The organism is Sulfitobacter sp. LC.270.F.C4 (genome assembly GCF_032922545.1).
GTDB classification, from domain to species: Bacteria; Pseudomonadota; Alphaproteobacteria; order Rhodobacterales; family Rhodobacteraceae; genus Sulfitobacter; species Sulfitobacter profundi.
Genome location: NZ_CP136685.1, coordinates 203,690 through 218,427, shown reverse-complemented (window position 1 = coordinate 218,427; position 14,738 = coordinate 203,690). Strand labels below are relative to the sequence as shown.

15 protein-coding genes are annotated in these 14,738 nt (G+C 54.0%); 8 read left to right on the top strand and 7 right to left on the bottom strand.

From position 1 onward, the window contains the following. Positions 1 to 55: 55 nt before the first annotated feature. From R1T45_RS01095 to R1T45_RS01085, 3 genes are all read right to left on the bottom strand, one after another. On the bottom strand, positions 56 to 751 hold the full coding sequence (locus R1T45_RS01095) for a hypothetical protein (RefSeq protein ID WP_227511965.1): 696 nt from the start codon (positions 749 to 751) through the stop codon (positions 56 to 58). A 105-nt stretch (positions 752 to 856) separates the two neighbouring features. Further along, positions 857 to 1,858 carry an IS30 family transposase gene (locus tag R1T45_RS01090; protein WP_317388860.1) on the bottom strand — a complete coding sequence of 334 codons (1,002 nt, stop codon included), beginning with the start codon at positions 1,856 to 1,858 and terminating at the stop codon, positions 857 to 859. Positions 1,859 to 1,975: 117 nt separating this feature from the next. Further along, positions 1,976 to 2,980, bottom strand: a complete 1,005-nt coding sequence (locus R1T45_RS01085; protein ID WP_317388859.1) for an IS30 family transposase — start codon at positions 2,978 to 2,980, stop codon at positions 1,976 to 1,978. 360 nt (positions 2,981 to 3,340) lie between these two features. Here R1T45_RS01085 and R1T45_RS01080 point away from each other — a divergent pair, with 360 nt between their 5' ends. The 6 genes from R1T45_RS01080 (at position 3,341) to tnpC (ending at position 8,885) form a co-directional block, all read left to right on the top strand. After that, positions 3,341 to 4,192: a hypothetical protein gene (locus R1T45_RS01080; RefSeq protein ID WP_317388858.1), complete on the top strand. Its 852-nt coding sequence runs from the start codon at positions 3,341 to 3,343 to the stop codon at positions 4,190 to 4,192. Between the two features lie 44 nt (positions 4,193 to 4,236). Further along, a complete protein-coding gene (gene istA / locus R1T45_RS01075; RefSeq protein ID WP_411041106.1) occupies positions 4,237 to 5,736 on the top strand; it encodes an IS21 family transposase in 1,500 nt (499 codons plus the stop codon). Next, positions 5,733 to 6,533, top strand: coding sequence for an IS21-like element helper ATPase IstB (gene istB / locus R1T45_RS01070; RefSeq protein WP_317388856.1), 801 nt, complete (start codon positions 5,733 to 5,735; stop codon positions 6,531 to 6,533). The genes istA and istB overlap by 4 nt, the downstream gene beginning before the upstream one ends. Before the next feature lie 8 nt (positions 6,534 to 6,541). Then, entirely contained in the window at positions 6,542 to 6,937 is a 396-nt protein-coding gene (gene tnpA, locus R1T45_RS01065) for an IS66-like element accessory protein TnpA (protein WP_243262504.1), read from the top strand. Next, the gene (gene tnpB / locus R1T45_RS01060) at positions 6,934 to 7,281 is read left to right on the top strand and encodes an IS66 family insertion sequence element accessory protein TnpB (RefSeq protein WP_317388855.1); all 348 of its coding nucleotides are present in this window, start codon (positions 6,934 to 6,936) and stop codon (positions 7,279 to 7,281) included. The genes tnpA and tnpB overlap by 4 nt, the downstream gene beginning before the upstream one ends. Before the next feature lie 77 nt (positions 7,282 to 7,358). After that, entirely contained in the window at positions 7,359 to 8,885 is a 1,527-nt protein-coding gene (gene tnpC / locus R1T45_RS01055; RefSeq protein ID WP_317388946.1) for an IS66 family transposase, read from the top strand. A gap of 783 nt (positions 8,886 to 9,668) precedes the next feature. Here tnpC and R1T45_RS01050 read toward each other — a convergent pair. Continuing rightward, a complete protein-coding gene (locus R1T45_RS01050) occupies positions 9,669 to 10,394 on the bottom strand; it encodes a dCTP deaminase domain-containing protein (RefSeq protein WP_317388854.1) in 726 nt (241 codons plus the stop codon). 120 nt (positions 10,395 to 10,514) lie between these two features. On the opposite strand from R1T45_RS01050, the gene R1T45_RS01045 reads away from it, so the two are divergent. Beyond that, entirely contained in the window at positions 10,515 to 11,675 is a 1,161-nt protein-coding gene (locus R1T45_RS01045) for a nucleoside triphosphate pyrophosphohydrolase family protein (protein ID WP_317388853.1), read from the top strand. Beyond that, positions 11,672 to 12,373 carry a uracil-DNA glycosylase gene (locus R1T45_RS01040; protein WP_317388852.1) on the top strand — a complete coding sequence of 234 codons (702 nt, stop codon included), beginning with the start codon at positions 11,672 to 11,674 and terminating at the stop codon, positions 12,371 to 12,373. The genes R1T45_RS01045 and R1T45_RS01040 overlap by 4 nt, the downstream gene beginning before the upstream one ends. On the opposite strand, the gene R1T45_RS01035 is transcribed toward R1T45_RS01040, so the two are convergent. The 3 genes from R1T45_RS01035 to R1T45_RS01025 are packed head-to-tail and all read right to left on the bottom strand — an operon-like array spanning position 12,333 to position 14,729. Beyond that, on the bottom strand, positions 12,333 to 13,091 hold the full coding sequence (locus tag R1T45_RS01035; RefSeq protein ID WP_317388851.1) for a hypothetical protein: 759 nt from the start codon (positions 13,089 to 13,091) through the stop codon (positions 12,333 to 12,335). The two genes, R1T45_RS01040 and R1T45_RS01035, sit on opposite strands and share 41 nt — an antisense overlap. Further along, entirely contained in the window at positions 13,042 to 13,755 is a 714-nt protein-coding gene (locus R1T45_RS01030; RefSeq protein WP_317388850.1) for a C1 family peptidase, read from the bottom strand. The genes R1T45_RS01035 and R1T45_RS01030 overlap by 50 nt, the downstream gene beginning before the upstream one ends. After that, positions 13,752 to 14,729, bottom strand: a complete 978-nt coding sequence (locus R1T45_RS01025) for an ImmA/IrrE family metallo-endopeptidase (protein ID WP_317388849.1) — start codon at positions 14,727 to 14,729, stop codon at positions 13,752 to 13,754. Before R1T45_RS01025 ends, R1T45_RS01030 begins: the two co-directional genes overlap by 4 nt. Positions 14,730 to 14,738: the final 9 nt, after the last annotated feature.

Here is a 14,738-nt window from a genome sequence, read left to right as displayed (position 1 = left end):
CAACTCAGCACGCTCAAATTCTCGCAGCATGATGGCAAAGCTGTCTTTGCCAGCGCTAGTAGTTCACCTGTTCGAAGTCGTAGTTGCCATCATAGTCACGCCAATCGACGAAGACAGATCGGTGATAGATACCCGGGCAATTCTGGCCCCAACGTTCAAGTCCCACATGGGCCTCAGGCAGGGCAGTTATAGAAGATCGCTGCCATGAGAAATCGCCTTGGGTTCCATAAGTGCCGAGGACTACAGTGGCGTAGCGTTCGCAGTCTCCTTCGCTTCCTGCTTCGTATTGCCGCGCGTAACGAACATCAAAGACACGGATGGATCGTACGAAATTGAACTCAGGTCCGCTGATATCGATGTCCGCCCGATCTTGAACGAGCCGGAGGGCCTGGTCGGCGGGAACGAATTTGTCTCTTGGCAAGGATTGGAGCGGTCGACGGCTGTCGGGCCGGTACAAGGCTTCAAAGATACGGCCAGCGTTGTTTGGTGGCCGATCGCCCTCATAGGAGGCGCCCATGGGACAGCGCCAGATTTGCAGCGGCGGTTCCACTGGCCAAGGCGTGATACGCCTGATGAATTCGGCGCGAGCTCGGGCGCAAGGGACGGAAGCGGGCCAGCCGCCAGACAGACACAAGAGGATCGCGCAGTCGATCGGGTATGTCTGCGCTCGGGCGGACATTGGTAGCGAAAGACCAGTCACGGTGAAAGCGACTGCAACCGAGGGGAGGAGCTTCTTGATCAGATAGTGCATGCTGCGGAACCTCCGTGAGAGGAGTCCAGCATATATACGATAATATACTATCGCAATGTGAGCGATACCTGAACTGCGACTCATGTTGGGATCAGGGTAGGGGCGTCATCGCATTTCCTCCAACATCTTTTCGCGGAAGACCTCAGCTGGCGTTTTCCATCCAAGGCACTTGCGCGGCGTATTGTTGAGGCGATCACAGATCACCTTCATATCGTGATCTGTGCATTGCCGGATATCGCGTTTGCGGGGCAACCACCTTCGAAGGCGTCGGTTAGTGTTCTCGACTGTGCCTTTCTGCCAGGGGCTGGAGGGGTCGCAGAACCACGTCTGGGTTCCGATCTCGGCTTGCAGGTGGGGCCAACTGACAAACTCGGTTCCGCGGTCAAAAGTGATGGACCGACGGGCGACGAGGGGGAGGTCTTTGATGGCGCTCATGATCTTGGCCATGACCGGCTTGGTGCGCTTGTTCGGGTTTTTCAGGATCACAGTGAAGCGGCTGACGCGCTCAACCAGTGAGGTAACGTTGGACTGGCCAAGCTTTTGTTTAAACAGCATCAAATCAGCTTCCCAATGACCGAACTGACGGCGATGAGCGACATCATCGGGTCGGAACAGAATGCTGACATCGCGGTGGAATTTGGGTTCTCTGCGCCTTCTGGTGCGACGTGGTCTGCGGGCGACACGGTGGGTCGGTAGATACCACCACAGGTCTTCGCGCTGACCTTCCTTGGAGTAGATGTAACGATAGATGGTTTCCTGACAGACCCTGAGAGGAGCGCGTTCGTGAATCATACGGTTACTGATCTGCTCTGGTGTCCAGCCGTTCTTGATACGCTCGATCACGCACTTGCGAAGCTCAGGATGTTTGATCAGTTTGCGCTCTCGAGCACGACGTTCCGCTTGCATCAGGTGAGCAGCGGCACCGTAATAGCCATCGCAACCCGGCATGCTTTCGTCCGAAAAATGGTTGCGCTTTAGCTCGCGAAATATCGTTGATCTGCAGCGCTTCAGAACGCGCGCCATCTCATCAACTGGGACCTTAGCGTGTCTCCAGCGTTCTATCTTGCGTCGTTCTGTGATACTCAGTTGGTCGTAAACGGCTCCCATACCGATTCCTCTCATTAGATAAACTACTGTTTTCTAACAAGAGTCGCGCTTGAGGGTAGCGCGCGCCAATGTGAGTTCCACTTCGATTGCATCGGTTTACGGGGGCAGTGTACCTCATTAACGCTCCAGTTTCATCAGTTCATCTCTGAAGGCTTCGGCCGGTGTCCTGTAGCCCAGACATTTGCGCGGCGTCGCGTTCAGGCGGTCGCAAATCGACCTGATATATCGATTTGGGAGCGACAGCAGAGCCGTGTCCCGCGGTAGGTATCTGCGCACCCGTTTGTTCATGTTCTCGACAGAGCCCTTTTGCCACGGAGCCTGTGGGTCGCAGAACCAAGATTTGGTTCCCATGCCGGTCTTCAACTCCCGCCAGGATGTAAACTCGAACCCACGGTCGAAGGTGATGCTGCGACGGGCATCCGCGGGCAGGGGTGACATCACGTTGATCAGCTTGTTCATCAGCGGTCGCGACTTGCGGTCGTTGTTGCGCAGCAGGACGACGTAGCGGGTTTTGCGTTCGATCAACGTGGCGACATTTGCGTTACCCTGAGCGCGCTCAAAGATCATCAAATCGCCTTCCCAGTTGCCGAACAGGCTGCGGTCGTTGATCTCCTCCGGGCGGTTGTGAATGCTTGTTTCCAAGGGGAAAACCTCACCACGAGCCTTGCGGGCGTAGCGCGGTTTCCTCTTCCTCTGACGCTCTGGCAGATAGCGCCCAAGCTCCTGTGACTGGCCGCTCTTTGAATACACATACTGATAGATCGTCTCATGGCAAATCCGGTACGGCGCGCGCGGTTCGATCTTCAGTCGTCCGGCGATCTGTTCTGGCGACCAACCGCCTTTCAGTCTGCCAATCACTTCATTGCGCAAATCCTCATGCCGTTCCAATTTACGACGTTTCAGATGGCGACGATCCGCGAGAGCCTGCGCCGTCATATGCCAGTACCCATCAGCCTGCGGAACCTCGGTGTCATGCCACCAGTTGCGCTTGATCTCACGATGGATCGTTGAGCGGTCTCGGCCAAGCGTTTCAGCGATCTTGGTCTTTGTAGCTTTCGCCTGAAGCATCGTCGCTAAGATTCTGCGTTCATCCAAGTTCAGTTTACGGTAGGGTCTTCTCATCACATCCTCCTGATCTGCATCAAGAAATTATCCAGTGATGCAATCCAAAATGGAATGTGCCCAACACTAAGTATAAATACGCATAATGAAGTTTATGTTAAATGAGAGTGAGAAATTTTGCTGCTGCGAGGCAAATACCCTACGTAGCAAAAATTATGCGTTACAAAAAATGTCAGGGTTCGCGCCATCCCCAACCGCGACTCTTGTAAGAAAACACATGTGTCAGCGCTTATTTGCAGCATACACTTGAATCCTCAAACATATTGGAGCTCTTGGTACTACCGCGCTACGGAATCGATTGAAGGTATGAAGATGTTTTGGAGAACTTGGCCTTTATGGTGCTTCGTTGGGGCAGTCTTGATGAACGTCGCACAGTTGTTGGTCAGCCCAATCGCAAAAATCGCAGACGCGGAAACCATCAAAAATCTACTAGCAAGCGGTGACAGATCCATCGCAGCGACACGGTTTGGAAACTGTACCGCACAACTTGACTACCTTACCCTCAACATCAATGATGAAAATCTGATCACCCTAGGCGGGATCCGTCCCGTTTTTGGTGTAGAGATCTTTTTGTTAGTAACAACATTTTTGATAGTCTTCCTTGTCTGGCACAAGGGACAGAACTTGATTGCAGAACGTCCCAGTGTTTTTTCAATAAAATGGTCTGTCGTGATCGGTCTCGTTCTGCTGGCTGTTGACCAAGTGAGGTACATCAACACATCTGTACTATTGATCGACAAAAATTTCTTCACCTGGAGCAGCTACTGCCTGCAAGGGGACGCTGCATGGGCCTTTGATGTCATCGCCTACCTCCCTGTATACTTCGGTCTGGGTGCCGCAATCTCGATATTCTGTCGTGGAGTTGCGCGTGTTGATCCAGACAACGCCAGTCTGAACAAAAACGATATTGGCCTCAAAAGTGAGTACCACCTTATCTCAGGCACTATGGTGTGGACATCATGGATTTCAGCCGGTTTCTTTTTAATCTGGGTCGCGGGCACAGGCATCGGCTTAAGTTCCAGCATTTTTTACGCATCACAAGCTGCAATCGTATTCGGCCTCATTTTAATCCTTGTTATTTACTCGGGCTATCGCGCTTATCAAATCAACGTGTGGTACAGCGCCGAGTTTGAAAATAAGCGCTTGGCTGTGATCGGCGGAGCAATACTCGACCACGGTAGCGGCGGCGTTGTGCGGTCGCGGGCGGCTTAAAAGTCGGCCACTTTGGCCCTTTCATTTGATGGGAGGGCTTGGGGATATTCACTGTGGAATTATATTTGAAGGTGCGTCGCGCCCATTTTCAGGATGGGTTGAGCGGGCGGCAGATAGCTCGGGATTTTGGGATCAGCCGGGACAGTGTTGCGAAGATGTTGGCGTATTCTGAGCCGCCTGGATACCGGCGGACGGCGGCGATCAAACGCCCGAAGTTGGATGCATATATCGATCAGATTGGTCAGTGGTTGGCGGAAGACAAGATGCGCCCTCGCAAGCAGCGACACACCTCCAAGCGCATTTTTGAACGGCTCCGTGATGAATGCGGCTTCAACGGCGGGTACACCATCGTCAAAGATTATGTGCGCAACAAGAAGCGCGGTTCGCGTGAGATGTTCGTGCCGTTGAGCCATCCGCCCGGACATGCGCAGGCCGACTTTGGCGAAGCGTTGGTTGTGATTGGTGGCATTGAGCAGAAAGCCTATTTCTTCGCGCTGGATCTGCCGCATAGTGATGCCTGTTATGTCCGTGCCTATCCTGCCGCGAACACCGAGGCTTGGTTGGATGGGCATGTTCACGCGTTTGCGTTCTTTGGCGCGGTGCCACAGTCGGTGCTCTACGACAATGACCGTTGCTTGGTTGCAAAGATCATGCCGAATGGCGAACGTCAGAGAACACAGCGGTTCAGCGCGATGCTGTCGCATTACGTGGTCCGAGACCGCTACGGTCGCCCCGGCAAGGGGAACGACAAAGGTAAAGTCGAAGGTCTCGTCGGCTATTCTCGTCGTAACTTCATGGTACCAATGCCCCGCTTTGCGAGTTGGGCAGCGTTCAACGATTACCTCGAAGAACAGTGCTGCAAACGGCAAGCAGACATCTTGCGCGGCCATAAGATCAGCATCGGCGAACGATTGCAGGCTGATCTGGCTGCGATGCAGGGCTTGCCAGATGCGCCGTTTGAAGCTTGCGACCTGCGCAGTGGCCAGGTCACATCGACATCCGTGGTGCGCTATCGCGGCAATGATTACTCAGTGCCGGTGGCCTTTGGTCACCGTGAGGTCTGGATAAAGGGATTTGTGGATCGGGTCGTTATTGGCTGCGCTGCTGAGGTGATTGCGCAGCATATCAGGTCATACGGCAAAGACGATATCACCTTTGACCCTGTGCATTATCTACGACTGATTGAGCGTAAGATCATGGCCTTTGATCAGGCAGCTCCGTTGCAAAACTGGAACCTACCTGATGCATTCTCAACGTTGCAACGGTTGTTGGAGGCGCGGCAGGGCAAGGCTGGGAAGCGCGAGTACGTGCAGGTCCTCCGTCTGCTGGAACGCTTTGAGATGGAGGTGCTGCACAATGCAGTCAAAGATGCGCTTCAAATGGGAGCCATCAGCTTTGATGCCATCAAACACCTTGTGCTATGCCGCGTTGAACGCAGGCAGCCTCGGTTGGATTTGGATCTCTATCCGTTTCTGCCCAGAACGCATGTCGCGACGACATCAGCCGCATCCTACATGAGCCTGCTGGATGGAGGTGGCGCATGACCGATGCACCAGAACTGCTCTTGGCCAACCATCTCAAAACCCTGCGCTTACCGACCTTCCTGCGTGAACACGACAAGCTCGCGCGCATCTGTGCCGCGCAGGGCGCGGATCATGTCCGTTATTTGGCCCGGCTGACCGAGCTTGAACTGATCGACCGCGAACGCCGCATGGTCGAGCGCAGGATCAAATCGGCCAAGTTCCCAGCCGTCAAAAGCCTGGACAGTTTCGACTTCAAGGCAATCCCGTCGTTGAATAAGATGATGGTCTTGGATCTGGCGCGGTGTGATTGGGTCGAACGGCGGGAGAATGTCATCGCACTTGGCCCATCTGGCACTGGAAAGACCCACATCGCCCTCGGGTTGGGCCTGGCCGCCTGCCAAAAGGGCATGCCTGTCGCCTTTGTCACGGCGGCCTCACTGGTGAACGAGTTGATGGAAGCGCGAGACGAGAAACGGCTGCTGCGATTGCAACGCCAGCTCGCCAAGGTCAGCCTGTTGATCATCGATGAACTGGGTTTTGTGCCGCTCAGTAAAACAGGCGCTGAACTGCTGTTCGAACTGATCTCGCAACGCTACGAGCGTGGATCAACACTCATCACCAGCAACCTGCCGTTCGAAGAGTGGACAGAAACCTTCGGCACAGAACGACTGACCGGCGCATTACTGGATCGGCTGACACACCACGTGAACATTCTGGAAATGAATGGTGAAAGCTACAGGGTATCCGTCCGGTGTCCCTGCTCTGACCGCGCGATAAAGTGTCTGGTAGATGTCCACTATCGATGGTGTACATCTTGAGGTGAGCGATGGCGGGTAAGAAGGGTCAGAAGAAGCGGGTCTGGTCGGATGATGAAAAGCGGTCGATCTGCGCGCAGGCGCGGGTGACCGGGGTTTCTGTTGCGCAGGTTGCGCGTCGCTACGCAATGAACACCAACCTGATCCATACGTGGCTTCGCGATCCACGGTTTACATCGGAAGGTCAAACCGCGGAGTTGCCCGAGCCCGAGGAGGCAGTGTTTCTCCCAATTGAGGTCTCGGGCGTGACGTCAGCGCCAGCGCCACACATTCCGCGCTCTTCCCCAACAGGTCCCGCCACCGCGCAGCGCGTGGATATCACGTTGTCAAATGGTCGGCGCATTCTGGTGGAGGGACCAACCGCGCTGTCGGCGATTGTGGCGATGGTCGAGGGACTGACGCAATGATCCCGGTGCCGAGCAACACGCGGGTATGGCTGGCTGCCGGCGTGACGGACATGCGGCGTGGCTTCAACACGCTGGCGGCACAGGCCGAACAGGTTTTGGCCGCAGATCCGTATTCCGGTCACATGTTCGTCTTCCGGGGTCGCCGGGGTGACCTTTTGAAGATCATCTGGTGGGATAGCCAGGGAGCCTGCCTGTTTACCAAACGCTTGGAACGGGGTCGTTTTGTCTGGCCCGCAGCCAAAGAGGGCAAGGTCAGCCTGAGCCCCTCACAGCTGTCGATGCTGCTCGAAGGGATCGACTGGCGGACGCCGCAGAAGACTTGGCGACCGCTGGTTGCTGGATAGGGTAAAACTCAGCAAAACATAGGGTTTGGCGCTGTTTTGCATTCCCTCCCATAGGGCGGTCTGGTATGGATTACACCATGCTGGACGCCTTCAAATCCTTGCCAAAAGATCCTGACGAGCTGCGCTCTGTCAGCGCGCAAATGCTCCAGCATATCCAGTCTCAGGCCTACCAGATCGAGAAGCTGAAGGCAGAGCTTCATGGTCACCGCAAGGCGCGCTTCGGTTCGAAGTCAGAGGGTATGGATCAACTGGCTCTCGATTTGCTGGAAGACGAAGAGATCGCGCAGGCCGCAGAGGATCACCACACCGAGCAGCCGCCCATTGATGAAGAGACCCCAACCAACAAGCGCCAGCACAGCCGCAAGCCACTACCCAACCACCTGGATCGGGAAGATGAGGTTCTGTCGCCGGGCGAGGCATGCCACGACTGCGGCGGTGCCCTGCGCCAAGTGGGCGAGGACGTGACCGAAGAGCTGGATTATATCCCCGGCCGCTTCATGGTGCGCCGATTTATCCGTCCGCGTATGGCCTGCACCTGCTGTGAAGCCTTCGCCCAGGCCCCGTTGCCGTCCCGCCTGATCGAACGTGGGCGACCCGGACCCGGCCTTGTGTCGCACATGCTGGTCGGCAAATTTTGCAATCATCTGCCGCTTGAGCGGCAGTCCAAGATATACGCTCGCGAAGGGGTCGATCTACATCGCTCCACACTAAGCGACTGGGTCGGGCGTACCACAGCTCTGCTGGAACCCTTGGCGGAACACATTGGCAAGTTGGTCCGGGCTGGGCCAGCCCTGTTTGCGGACGATACCCCCGTTAAACTGCAGGTGCGCGCAAACACGACAAAGACCAAAACCGCCCGGCTCTGGAGTTATGTTCGGGATGAACGACCGTGGTGCGGAGTAGCGCCGCCCTGCGCTTGGTATCAGTTCAGCGTCGATCGGAAGGGCGAGCACCCCGTCAATCACCTTACCGGGTATACCGGCACGGTACATGCTGATGGCTTCGCCGGCTTCAATGGTCTGTTTGGCAAGGACAAAGCTGACGAACAGGCTTGCATGGTCCATGTGCGCCGCAAGTTCGTCGACGAGGCCGAGCGCACTGGCTCTCCCATTGCCCAACAGGCAATCAAGCAGATTGCACAGCTTTACGCTGTCGAGAAGGAGGCCCGAAGGAAAACGCCGGAAGAGCGCGTCGCCCTGCGGCAGGCCAAGGCCAAGCCTGTCTTCGACAACCTGGAGCTTTGGCTGCAGGCTCAGCTGCGCAAGATCTCTGGCAAAACCAAGCTGGCCGAAGCCATTCGGTATGCCCTGAACCGCATGCCCAAAGCCCGCAGCTACCTGACCGACGGGCACCTCGAGCTGGACAACAACACTTGCGAGAGGACAATGCGACCCGTTGCATTGGGAAGAAAAAACTACTTGTTCATGGGGTCTATTGGGGGCGGAAGCGCCGCCGCAATCGCCTATACGCTCATGGAAACCTGTAAGCTGAACAGCGTCGATCCCGAGGCATGGCTCACATGGGTCCTCCAACGTTTACCAGATCACAAGATCAATCGCATCGACGAACTCATGCCCTGGAATTGGCAGCCCGAAAAAGCCTAAAACCGCGGCGACACCGGACGCTTACGCTACAGGCTCAATCAGAGCAAATCAAAGCGTACCAAAACTTAACACATTATCAGGTTGGCCTGACGGCCAACGCGCCTTGGAACGTGCTTGCTAATTGATGGCATCACGCCCCAAGGCGCGTAACCAAGTGGCCGACTTTTGCTCCGCCCCAATGGCAGGTTATTACGCCGCCGTTGACACGCTTGGCACTGGCGTCAGAGACTGACCAGCCGTACGATAAAATAAGCAACGCAATGGTCATCGACGCTGGTGTGATGAAGAACCCGTTCACTTCATATATCGGGCCTCATGGGACAACTTTTGGGGCACTTTTTGCTAAGATTGCAGGTCCGATTTTTGGTTACCTTTCCCTAACGAATCCAATCATAAATTCTTGGTGGGCGGTCTTGAAAAGCCTGATTTAGGGTCTGAGTTTTAACGTGTTGAATACATCCTATGCAGACTCTGGAGCCATTAGATGTTAGTCAAACTTGCCCATGAAAGGCGCAAGTTGTCGGTCGCTCGCTTGATGTCTTGTGGCGATCTTCTCGCCGGGGCCCTTCGTTGTCATTCTCATTGCCCACTCCTCAGTGGTTACGATGAGCAACAAACACTATCTTAGCAAATAGCCCTAATTGGACCCATAAGCGCTGACGTCAGACAAACCCAGTATCCTTAATTCTGGGTCTCCGGTAAACAAGGGGCGGTTCAAGGTCCATGCAGTGCATCTTCTCCATAGAGGAATTTGCACGCTAATCCGTAAACGAAGCAGCAGTTTCAGTTTATCAGTTTGCTCAAAACGACAAGTACGTCGGACCGGAACAGGTACATAACGGTTCCAATCAGCGCAGTAAGGGCAATCGCATTCCTCACTTTCATAGCCACCATCGTCTTTTCGACGTTATGAAGACGCTTGCTCATATCTTCTGAAGCTGACTTTCGCGCATCGGACTCCTTCAATAGCCGCTGGTTCAACTGATACAGCGAGTCCGACTCTGTCATGAGGGCGGACAAGCGCTCCGGTTCGATTGTATTGCTGCCAGGCTTGGTTTTGTGCTTCGCAGACGGGTGATCGAGACTAGCGCACCACATCAGGAAGACCGATTGCCCTCTTTCCAACATCACGGGCGTCGGACCTGAATTGAAAACTGCAAAGGTCAGCTTTCCGTCCCACCCAGGATCGACGTGAAAGCCAGATACGTTGACCAAGCCCAACATCTTAAACGTAGCACGCATCGAAATGAATGCCATTGCGTCAGTCGGAATGCACACCTGCTCTTCGGTCATGATGAAAGCGAACTGCTGCGGAGGGATATTGAAGGCTTCGCCGTTAGCAAGTCTTCTTTTAGTGACTTTATTAGCGTCTTCCAGCTGGGGAGTGACAAAGATTTCCTCTCCGACTCGAAGACGAAGCGAATTGCAATCGACTATAGGCTGTTCCGATGATCCCTTGATCAGCTTGTGGGCCTTCTCCTCAAGAGTTTGACTACTCCAAAATGCCATAAACGCCTCCGTCCACTCGTTGTTTGATTGATTTCTATTCGGGCTTGCTCAACAGTGGGGACTAAACTACGCCCCGCGAGAACTGCCAAGCCCCTTAGAAGACAGGTAACGCCTGAAGAAATGCAAACAATTAAAAAATATCAATTGCTTGCGAGCAGTACAGACCACTTGAGCGATAGGGGCCGCGACTTGAGTTTGCCGCTTCTTGGTTTGTTTGGCGAGATTGGAAGCCTGCTGAGCGAGGCAAAAAAGAAGCAGCGTGATCCGGTGGCATATCTTGGATATGAGCGCACAGTGCTGGAGGAGTTCGGCGACGTTCTTTGGTACCTGGCGGCTGTGGCGACCCGTTCTGAAATCAGTATCGCTGATCTTGCTCTCCAGACGGGGTCAACCTCCCCGCGAAACACAGAAGCGAAGAGTGACACAATTACATTCGCTGACCTTCAAGAGCCAGACGCTCAAATAAGCTGGATTCCCCAGCCAACCGCCGAGTTTGAGCGTACACTGATCCGATTATCTGCCGAGGTCGGATTGCTGATGGTAGACTACGATGCTGGTCGCTTCGTCAACAACCAACCTGCTTTGGTCGGTCGCTTGCTTTCTGTTCTTCGTGCGCTCCTGGAAGCTGCGGGAGACGCAGGCATCACGCTTGAAGCCGCCGCCAAAGGCAACTTGATCAAGATCAAGGATCGCTGGCCCGACGAAAAAATCTACCCCGCACCTTTTGATGATGGTTTCCCAGAACAAGAACGTTTTGAACGAAGAATGGTCTTCGAGATAAAAGAGGTGCTTGAAGGAGACCTTCTCGTCTCTAGGCTCACAAAGGACGGCATCGCGATCGGGGATGTGCTGACTGACAATAGGCAGGGTGACGACGACTATCGATTTCACGACGTTTTCCACATGGCGTACGCGGCTGTCATGGGGTGGTCGCCAACTTTAAGACGTCTTCTGAAGCGGAAAAGAAAAAGCGACCCGATGATCGACGAGACCCAAGACGGTGCGAGGGCGGTCTTGATTGAAGAGGGCATTGCCACTTGGATTTTCAATCATGCCCAACGTCTTGAGTATTTTGAGAACTTGCATGCGTTGGATTACAGCATGCTCAAGAATGTTAGAGAATTCGTGCAAGGCTATGAATCCGAAAACTGTCCTTTGTGGTGCTGGGAAGAGGCTATCCTACAAGGCTACGCCGCATTTCGGCAGGTAAAAAAGAACCGCAGTGGCCGGTTGATCGTCGATCTTAACAACCACACCCTTCAATACGAGCAAGTAAAATGAACCAAGTAGCTAAGTTTGTAGATGAACTCGCGTCCATGGATATGCCGAATATCTTCAATCCATACCTTAACGTCTGCGACGAACACGACTTGCCCGATGCTGACCAGCTGCGTCGGAAGAACTTGACCAATGTACTCAGAGCGGCGCTGGACCTGAACGTAAGAACCATCTGGATTGCACGCGACTTGGGCTATCGGGGCGGCCGACGTACAGGACTCGCGCTGACGGATGAGGCGCACCTCGACCATCACGCAAGACTGCTTGGTGGCGTCGATATTGAGCGAGCAACCCGTGGCCCCGCAATTGCTGAGAGAACTGCAACTGTGATTTGGCGAATGTTGGCTCGCGTAAGGGAGCCAGTTTTCCTTTGGAATGTTTTCCCGTTTCATCCGCACGAACCGAACGAACCAATGACTAACCGTTGTCATACGAGATCCGAGGGCCGCGCAACGGAATGGGTACTCAACACCCTTATTGATATCCTAGAGCCTGAACATGTTTACACCATTGGCGGCGACGCTCGTCGCGGTCTAGACAAGATGGGTATTGAGACGATTTCCTTCCGACATCCGAGTTATGGTGGTCAAACTCAATTCATTTCGGAAGTCGAAGCCGCGTACAGTCTGGATCAACCGGCTCATGACCCGATGAATGCGCCTATGCAGCTTTCTCTCTATGATCATCTGCACACGCTTTGATGAGTTCTCGCACAGCCGAACGACTGAAGTTTTGATCAAGACAAGCATGGGTGGATTGGATAGTTAGGGTTCCTACATCAAACCCCGTTTCTTTTGATATATAGGCCAACAGGCGGCCAAGCCCGATTAGATTGCCCAATGCGCGTTGGACGTAGTAGTGGTTCCGATATACCGCCATCATATGAAGTAACCCGTTCCGATCAGGCTTCAGTTCGATAAAACTCAAGCACTGCCGATTCATTTTCTTGCGGAGATCCCTGCGCGGATCGAACAAAGCAATTTCTGTTACATTCTCGAAAAACCTGGCTTCGCCAGACTTCATGTCTCGAAGTGAACTGATCACATGAGACAGTTGGTTGACAGTCGATTTCCCTTTTTTCCAGGCGACCATGCGCTCGAAGTACCGCCCCCATTCACCTTGGCGATGCATTCGACGTTCGTAGACCTCAAGATAGCGAGCGGTTAAACCGTCGATGCCGTCATTTCGATCGAGGGCAGCAGGGAAAATTGTATTTGAAACTGTAGAAATCCCGCACTTTTCCTCGCCCTTGAGAAACTCATCAACTCGACTGATAACGTCCGACTCACCAGGAAGGAACGACACCGGGTCTTCGACATGCAGCATTAATCCGTGCAAATCTCCCAACTCATTGAGTTTTTGGGCTGCATCAACCCACGCGGAGACCAGCGTGGGGGCGGTTGGCATTGGGTGATACATCGTCAGATGCTCCTTGTTCTATGATGAATGCGTCGGCGAACCGTCGCGTTAGATAGGACTCCGGGACCCAACTATGTCCGTCCCAACCCCAGTTTTGGCCCCATGAATTTCGAATAAGGAACATTTCGCTTCCGCGAAGTCTCCCCGCCCCGCACAGCACAAGTGCATGGCCCCGTGCATGATCGATTGGATCGGCATCGTCCTCTATGACTGCCTCTGAACCAACGAAAGATACAGGTCGAAAAAAAACGTCTGATATGAATATTGCTATTGGCACTGGCACGTTGCGTATAAGTTCGGTTCGCCATCGATCTGGGTCGTTCCCTCTTGCCCCAGAAGAGCATTTCAACAGCGTGGTAGGGCTGCTGGGTGGCGCCCATGGTTTAGGATTCGCGTCGACACCTTGGTAAGGCCAATGATCTTCATCAGGTTGCCCAGTCTGTAGAATGACATCTCTCGACGAACTTACAGTAGAACCTTGATCTGGCCTTAGGCCGTCTTTCCGGTTCGACATGTAGTAAAGCCACTCTGCGCAAAGCGGCGCATTGTGATTGTGAGCTACACGATGCGCTGACGAAGCCGCGAAGGCCAAGCAGGTCGGCCTGCGGCCTTGATCCCGAACAGGTTCAAGCGAAGCCCTAAGGTCGACAGAAATCTCGATCATTGACGTACACCGCCGCTCTGAAGCTGACGTTGCCGAAACAAACCGACATCGTGCGTAAAGACGGGCCTGTAGTCAAAAGACCAACTTTTGGGATCTTCTTCAGGCGACCATGGGCGTCTTTCCCAAAGTTTGTATGTTCCACTCAGCGGATTGTCTTGCCCCCTAGCCAAAACCCGTCTGATCGTCGGCGCACCGATGGTATCTTCGGAAAATGCCTGACGACCGTCTTTCAGAATCGCAAAGCCTGCCGCTTGCAACTCCCCAAAGTTCCAGACGTAGCCCGCGTTACTATCTTCCCGCAGCTTTACTACAAATAGATCGTCACGCCCTGCCTCGATGACGCTACCTTCATCCCGTTCATCAAGCTCCCAAACATCAACGTTCTTTGTGCTTTCAAGCGGAAAATCAGGAACTAGGGCCTTCTTAAGCTTCGCAGGTTGGATACCCGCCAATGTTCGCCGAACGTTTGTCGTGATGACTTTTCCACGCACCAAAGCATACAGGACAGCGCTGTAGCTGACGCCCATTCGTAAAGCGGCCTGGTAGACGATCTCCGGCTCTTCAAAGTGCCGGGCCGTCCAATTATGTCGCTCCATCTGTGTGCGCAACAACCAATTCGGCAGCAAAAAATAGGAAGCAAATGCGTCTGCCTCTTGCTCCTCCGGCGGCACAGACACGTAGTCTCGCATGATGTCTGGCGAACGGCGCAAAATGCTATCATCATCAGCGTGCGGGTCATGCCCAAGAATGTGATGTCCAAGCTCATGCGCAGCTGTAAACCGCTGCTGCCCGAGAGGACGACGTGTAGTCAGAATTATTCCGGGTTGGCCCCCAGGTCGCAGATATGCGCCCATCAGCGGCTCAAGCTCCTGAAACATGAGGGGAACATTCTCTCTTAGAATTGAACCAAACACGTCAACTCTTTGCGGACGGTTGCCTCCCTGATCAAGACCCAAGTCACGTTGCAGCCGCAAAGCCGCTCT

Excerpts from the sequence above, each read along its gene's own strand:
- R1T45_RS01095 (WP_227511965.1), bottom strand. The coding sequence starts at position 751 with ATGCACTATCTGATCAAGAAGCTCCTCCCCTCGGTTGCAGTCGCTTTC.
- R1T45_RS01080 (WP_317388858.1), top strand. The coding sequence starts at position 3,341 with ATGAACGTCGCACAGTTGTTGGTCAGCCCAATCGCAAAAATCGCAGAC.
- R1T45_RS01050 (WP_317388854.1), bottom strand. The coding sequence starts at position 10,394 with ATGGCATTTTGGAGTAGTCAAACTCTTGAGGAGAAGGCCCACAAGCTG.
- R1T45_RS01045 (WP_317388853.1), top strand. The coding sequence starts at position 10,515 with ATGCAAACAATTAAAAAATATCAATTGCTTGCGAGCAGTACAGACCAC.
- tnpC (WP_317388946.1), top strand. The coding sequence starts at position 7,359 with ATGCTGGACGCCTTCAAATCCTTGCCAAAAGATCCTGACGAGCTGCGC.
- R1T45_RS01085 (WP_317388859.1), bottom strand. The coding sequence starts at position 2,980 with ATGAGAAGACCCTACCGTAAACTGAACTTGGATGAACGCAGAATCTTA.
- tnpB (WP_317388855.1), top strand. The coding sequence starts at position 6,934 with ATGATCCCGGTGCCGAGCAACACGCGGGTATGGCTGGCTGCCGGCGTG.
- R1T45_RS01090 (WP_317388860.1), bottom strand. The coding sequence starts at position 1,858 with ATGGGAGCCGTTTACGACCAACTGAGTATCACAGAACGACGCAAGATA.
- istB (WP_317388856.1), top strand. The coding sequence starts at position 5,733 with ATGACCGATGCACCAGAACTGCTCTTGGCCAACCATCTCAAAACCCTG.
- R1T45_RS01030 (WP_317388850.1), bottom strand. The coding sequence starts at position 13,755 with ATGATCGAGATTTCTGTCGACCTTAGGGCTTCGCTTGAACCTGTTCGG.
- R1T45_RS01040 (WP_317388852.1), top strand. The coding sequence starts at position 11,672 with ATGAACCAAGTAGCTAAGTTTGTAGATGAACTCGCGTCCATGGATATG.
- R1T45_RS01035 (WP_317388851.1), bottom strand. The coding sequence starts at position 13,091 with ATGTATCACCCAATGCCAACCGCCCCCACGCTGGTCTCCGCGTGGGTT.
- tnpA (WP_243262504.1), top strand. The coding sequence starts at position 6,542 with ATGGCGGGTAAGAAGGGTCAGAAGAAGCGGGTCTGGTCGGATGATGAA.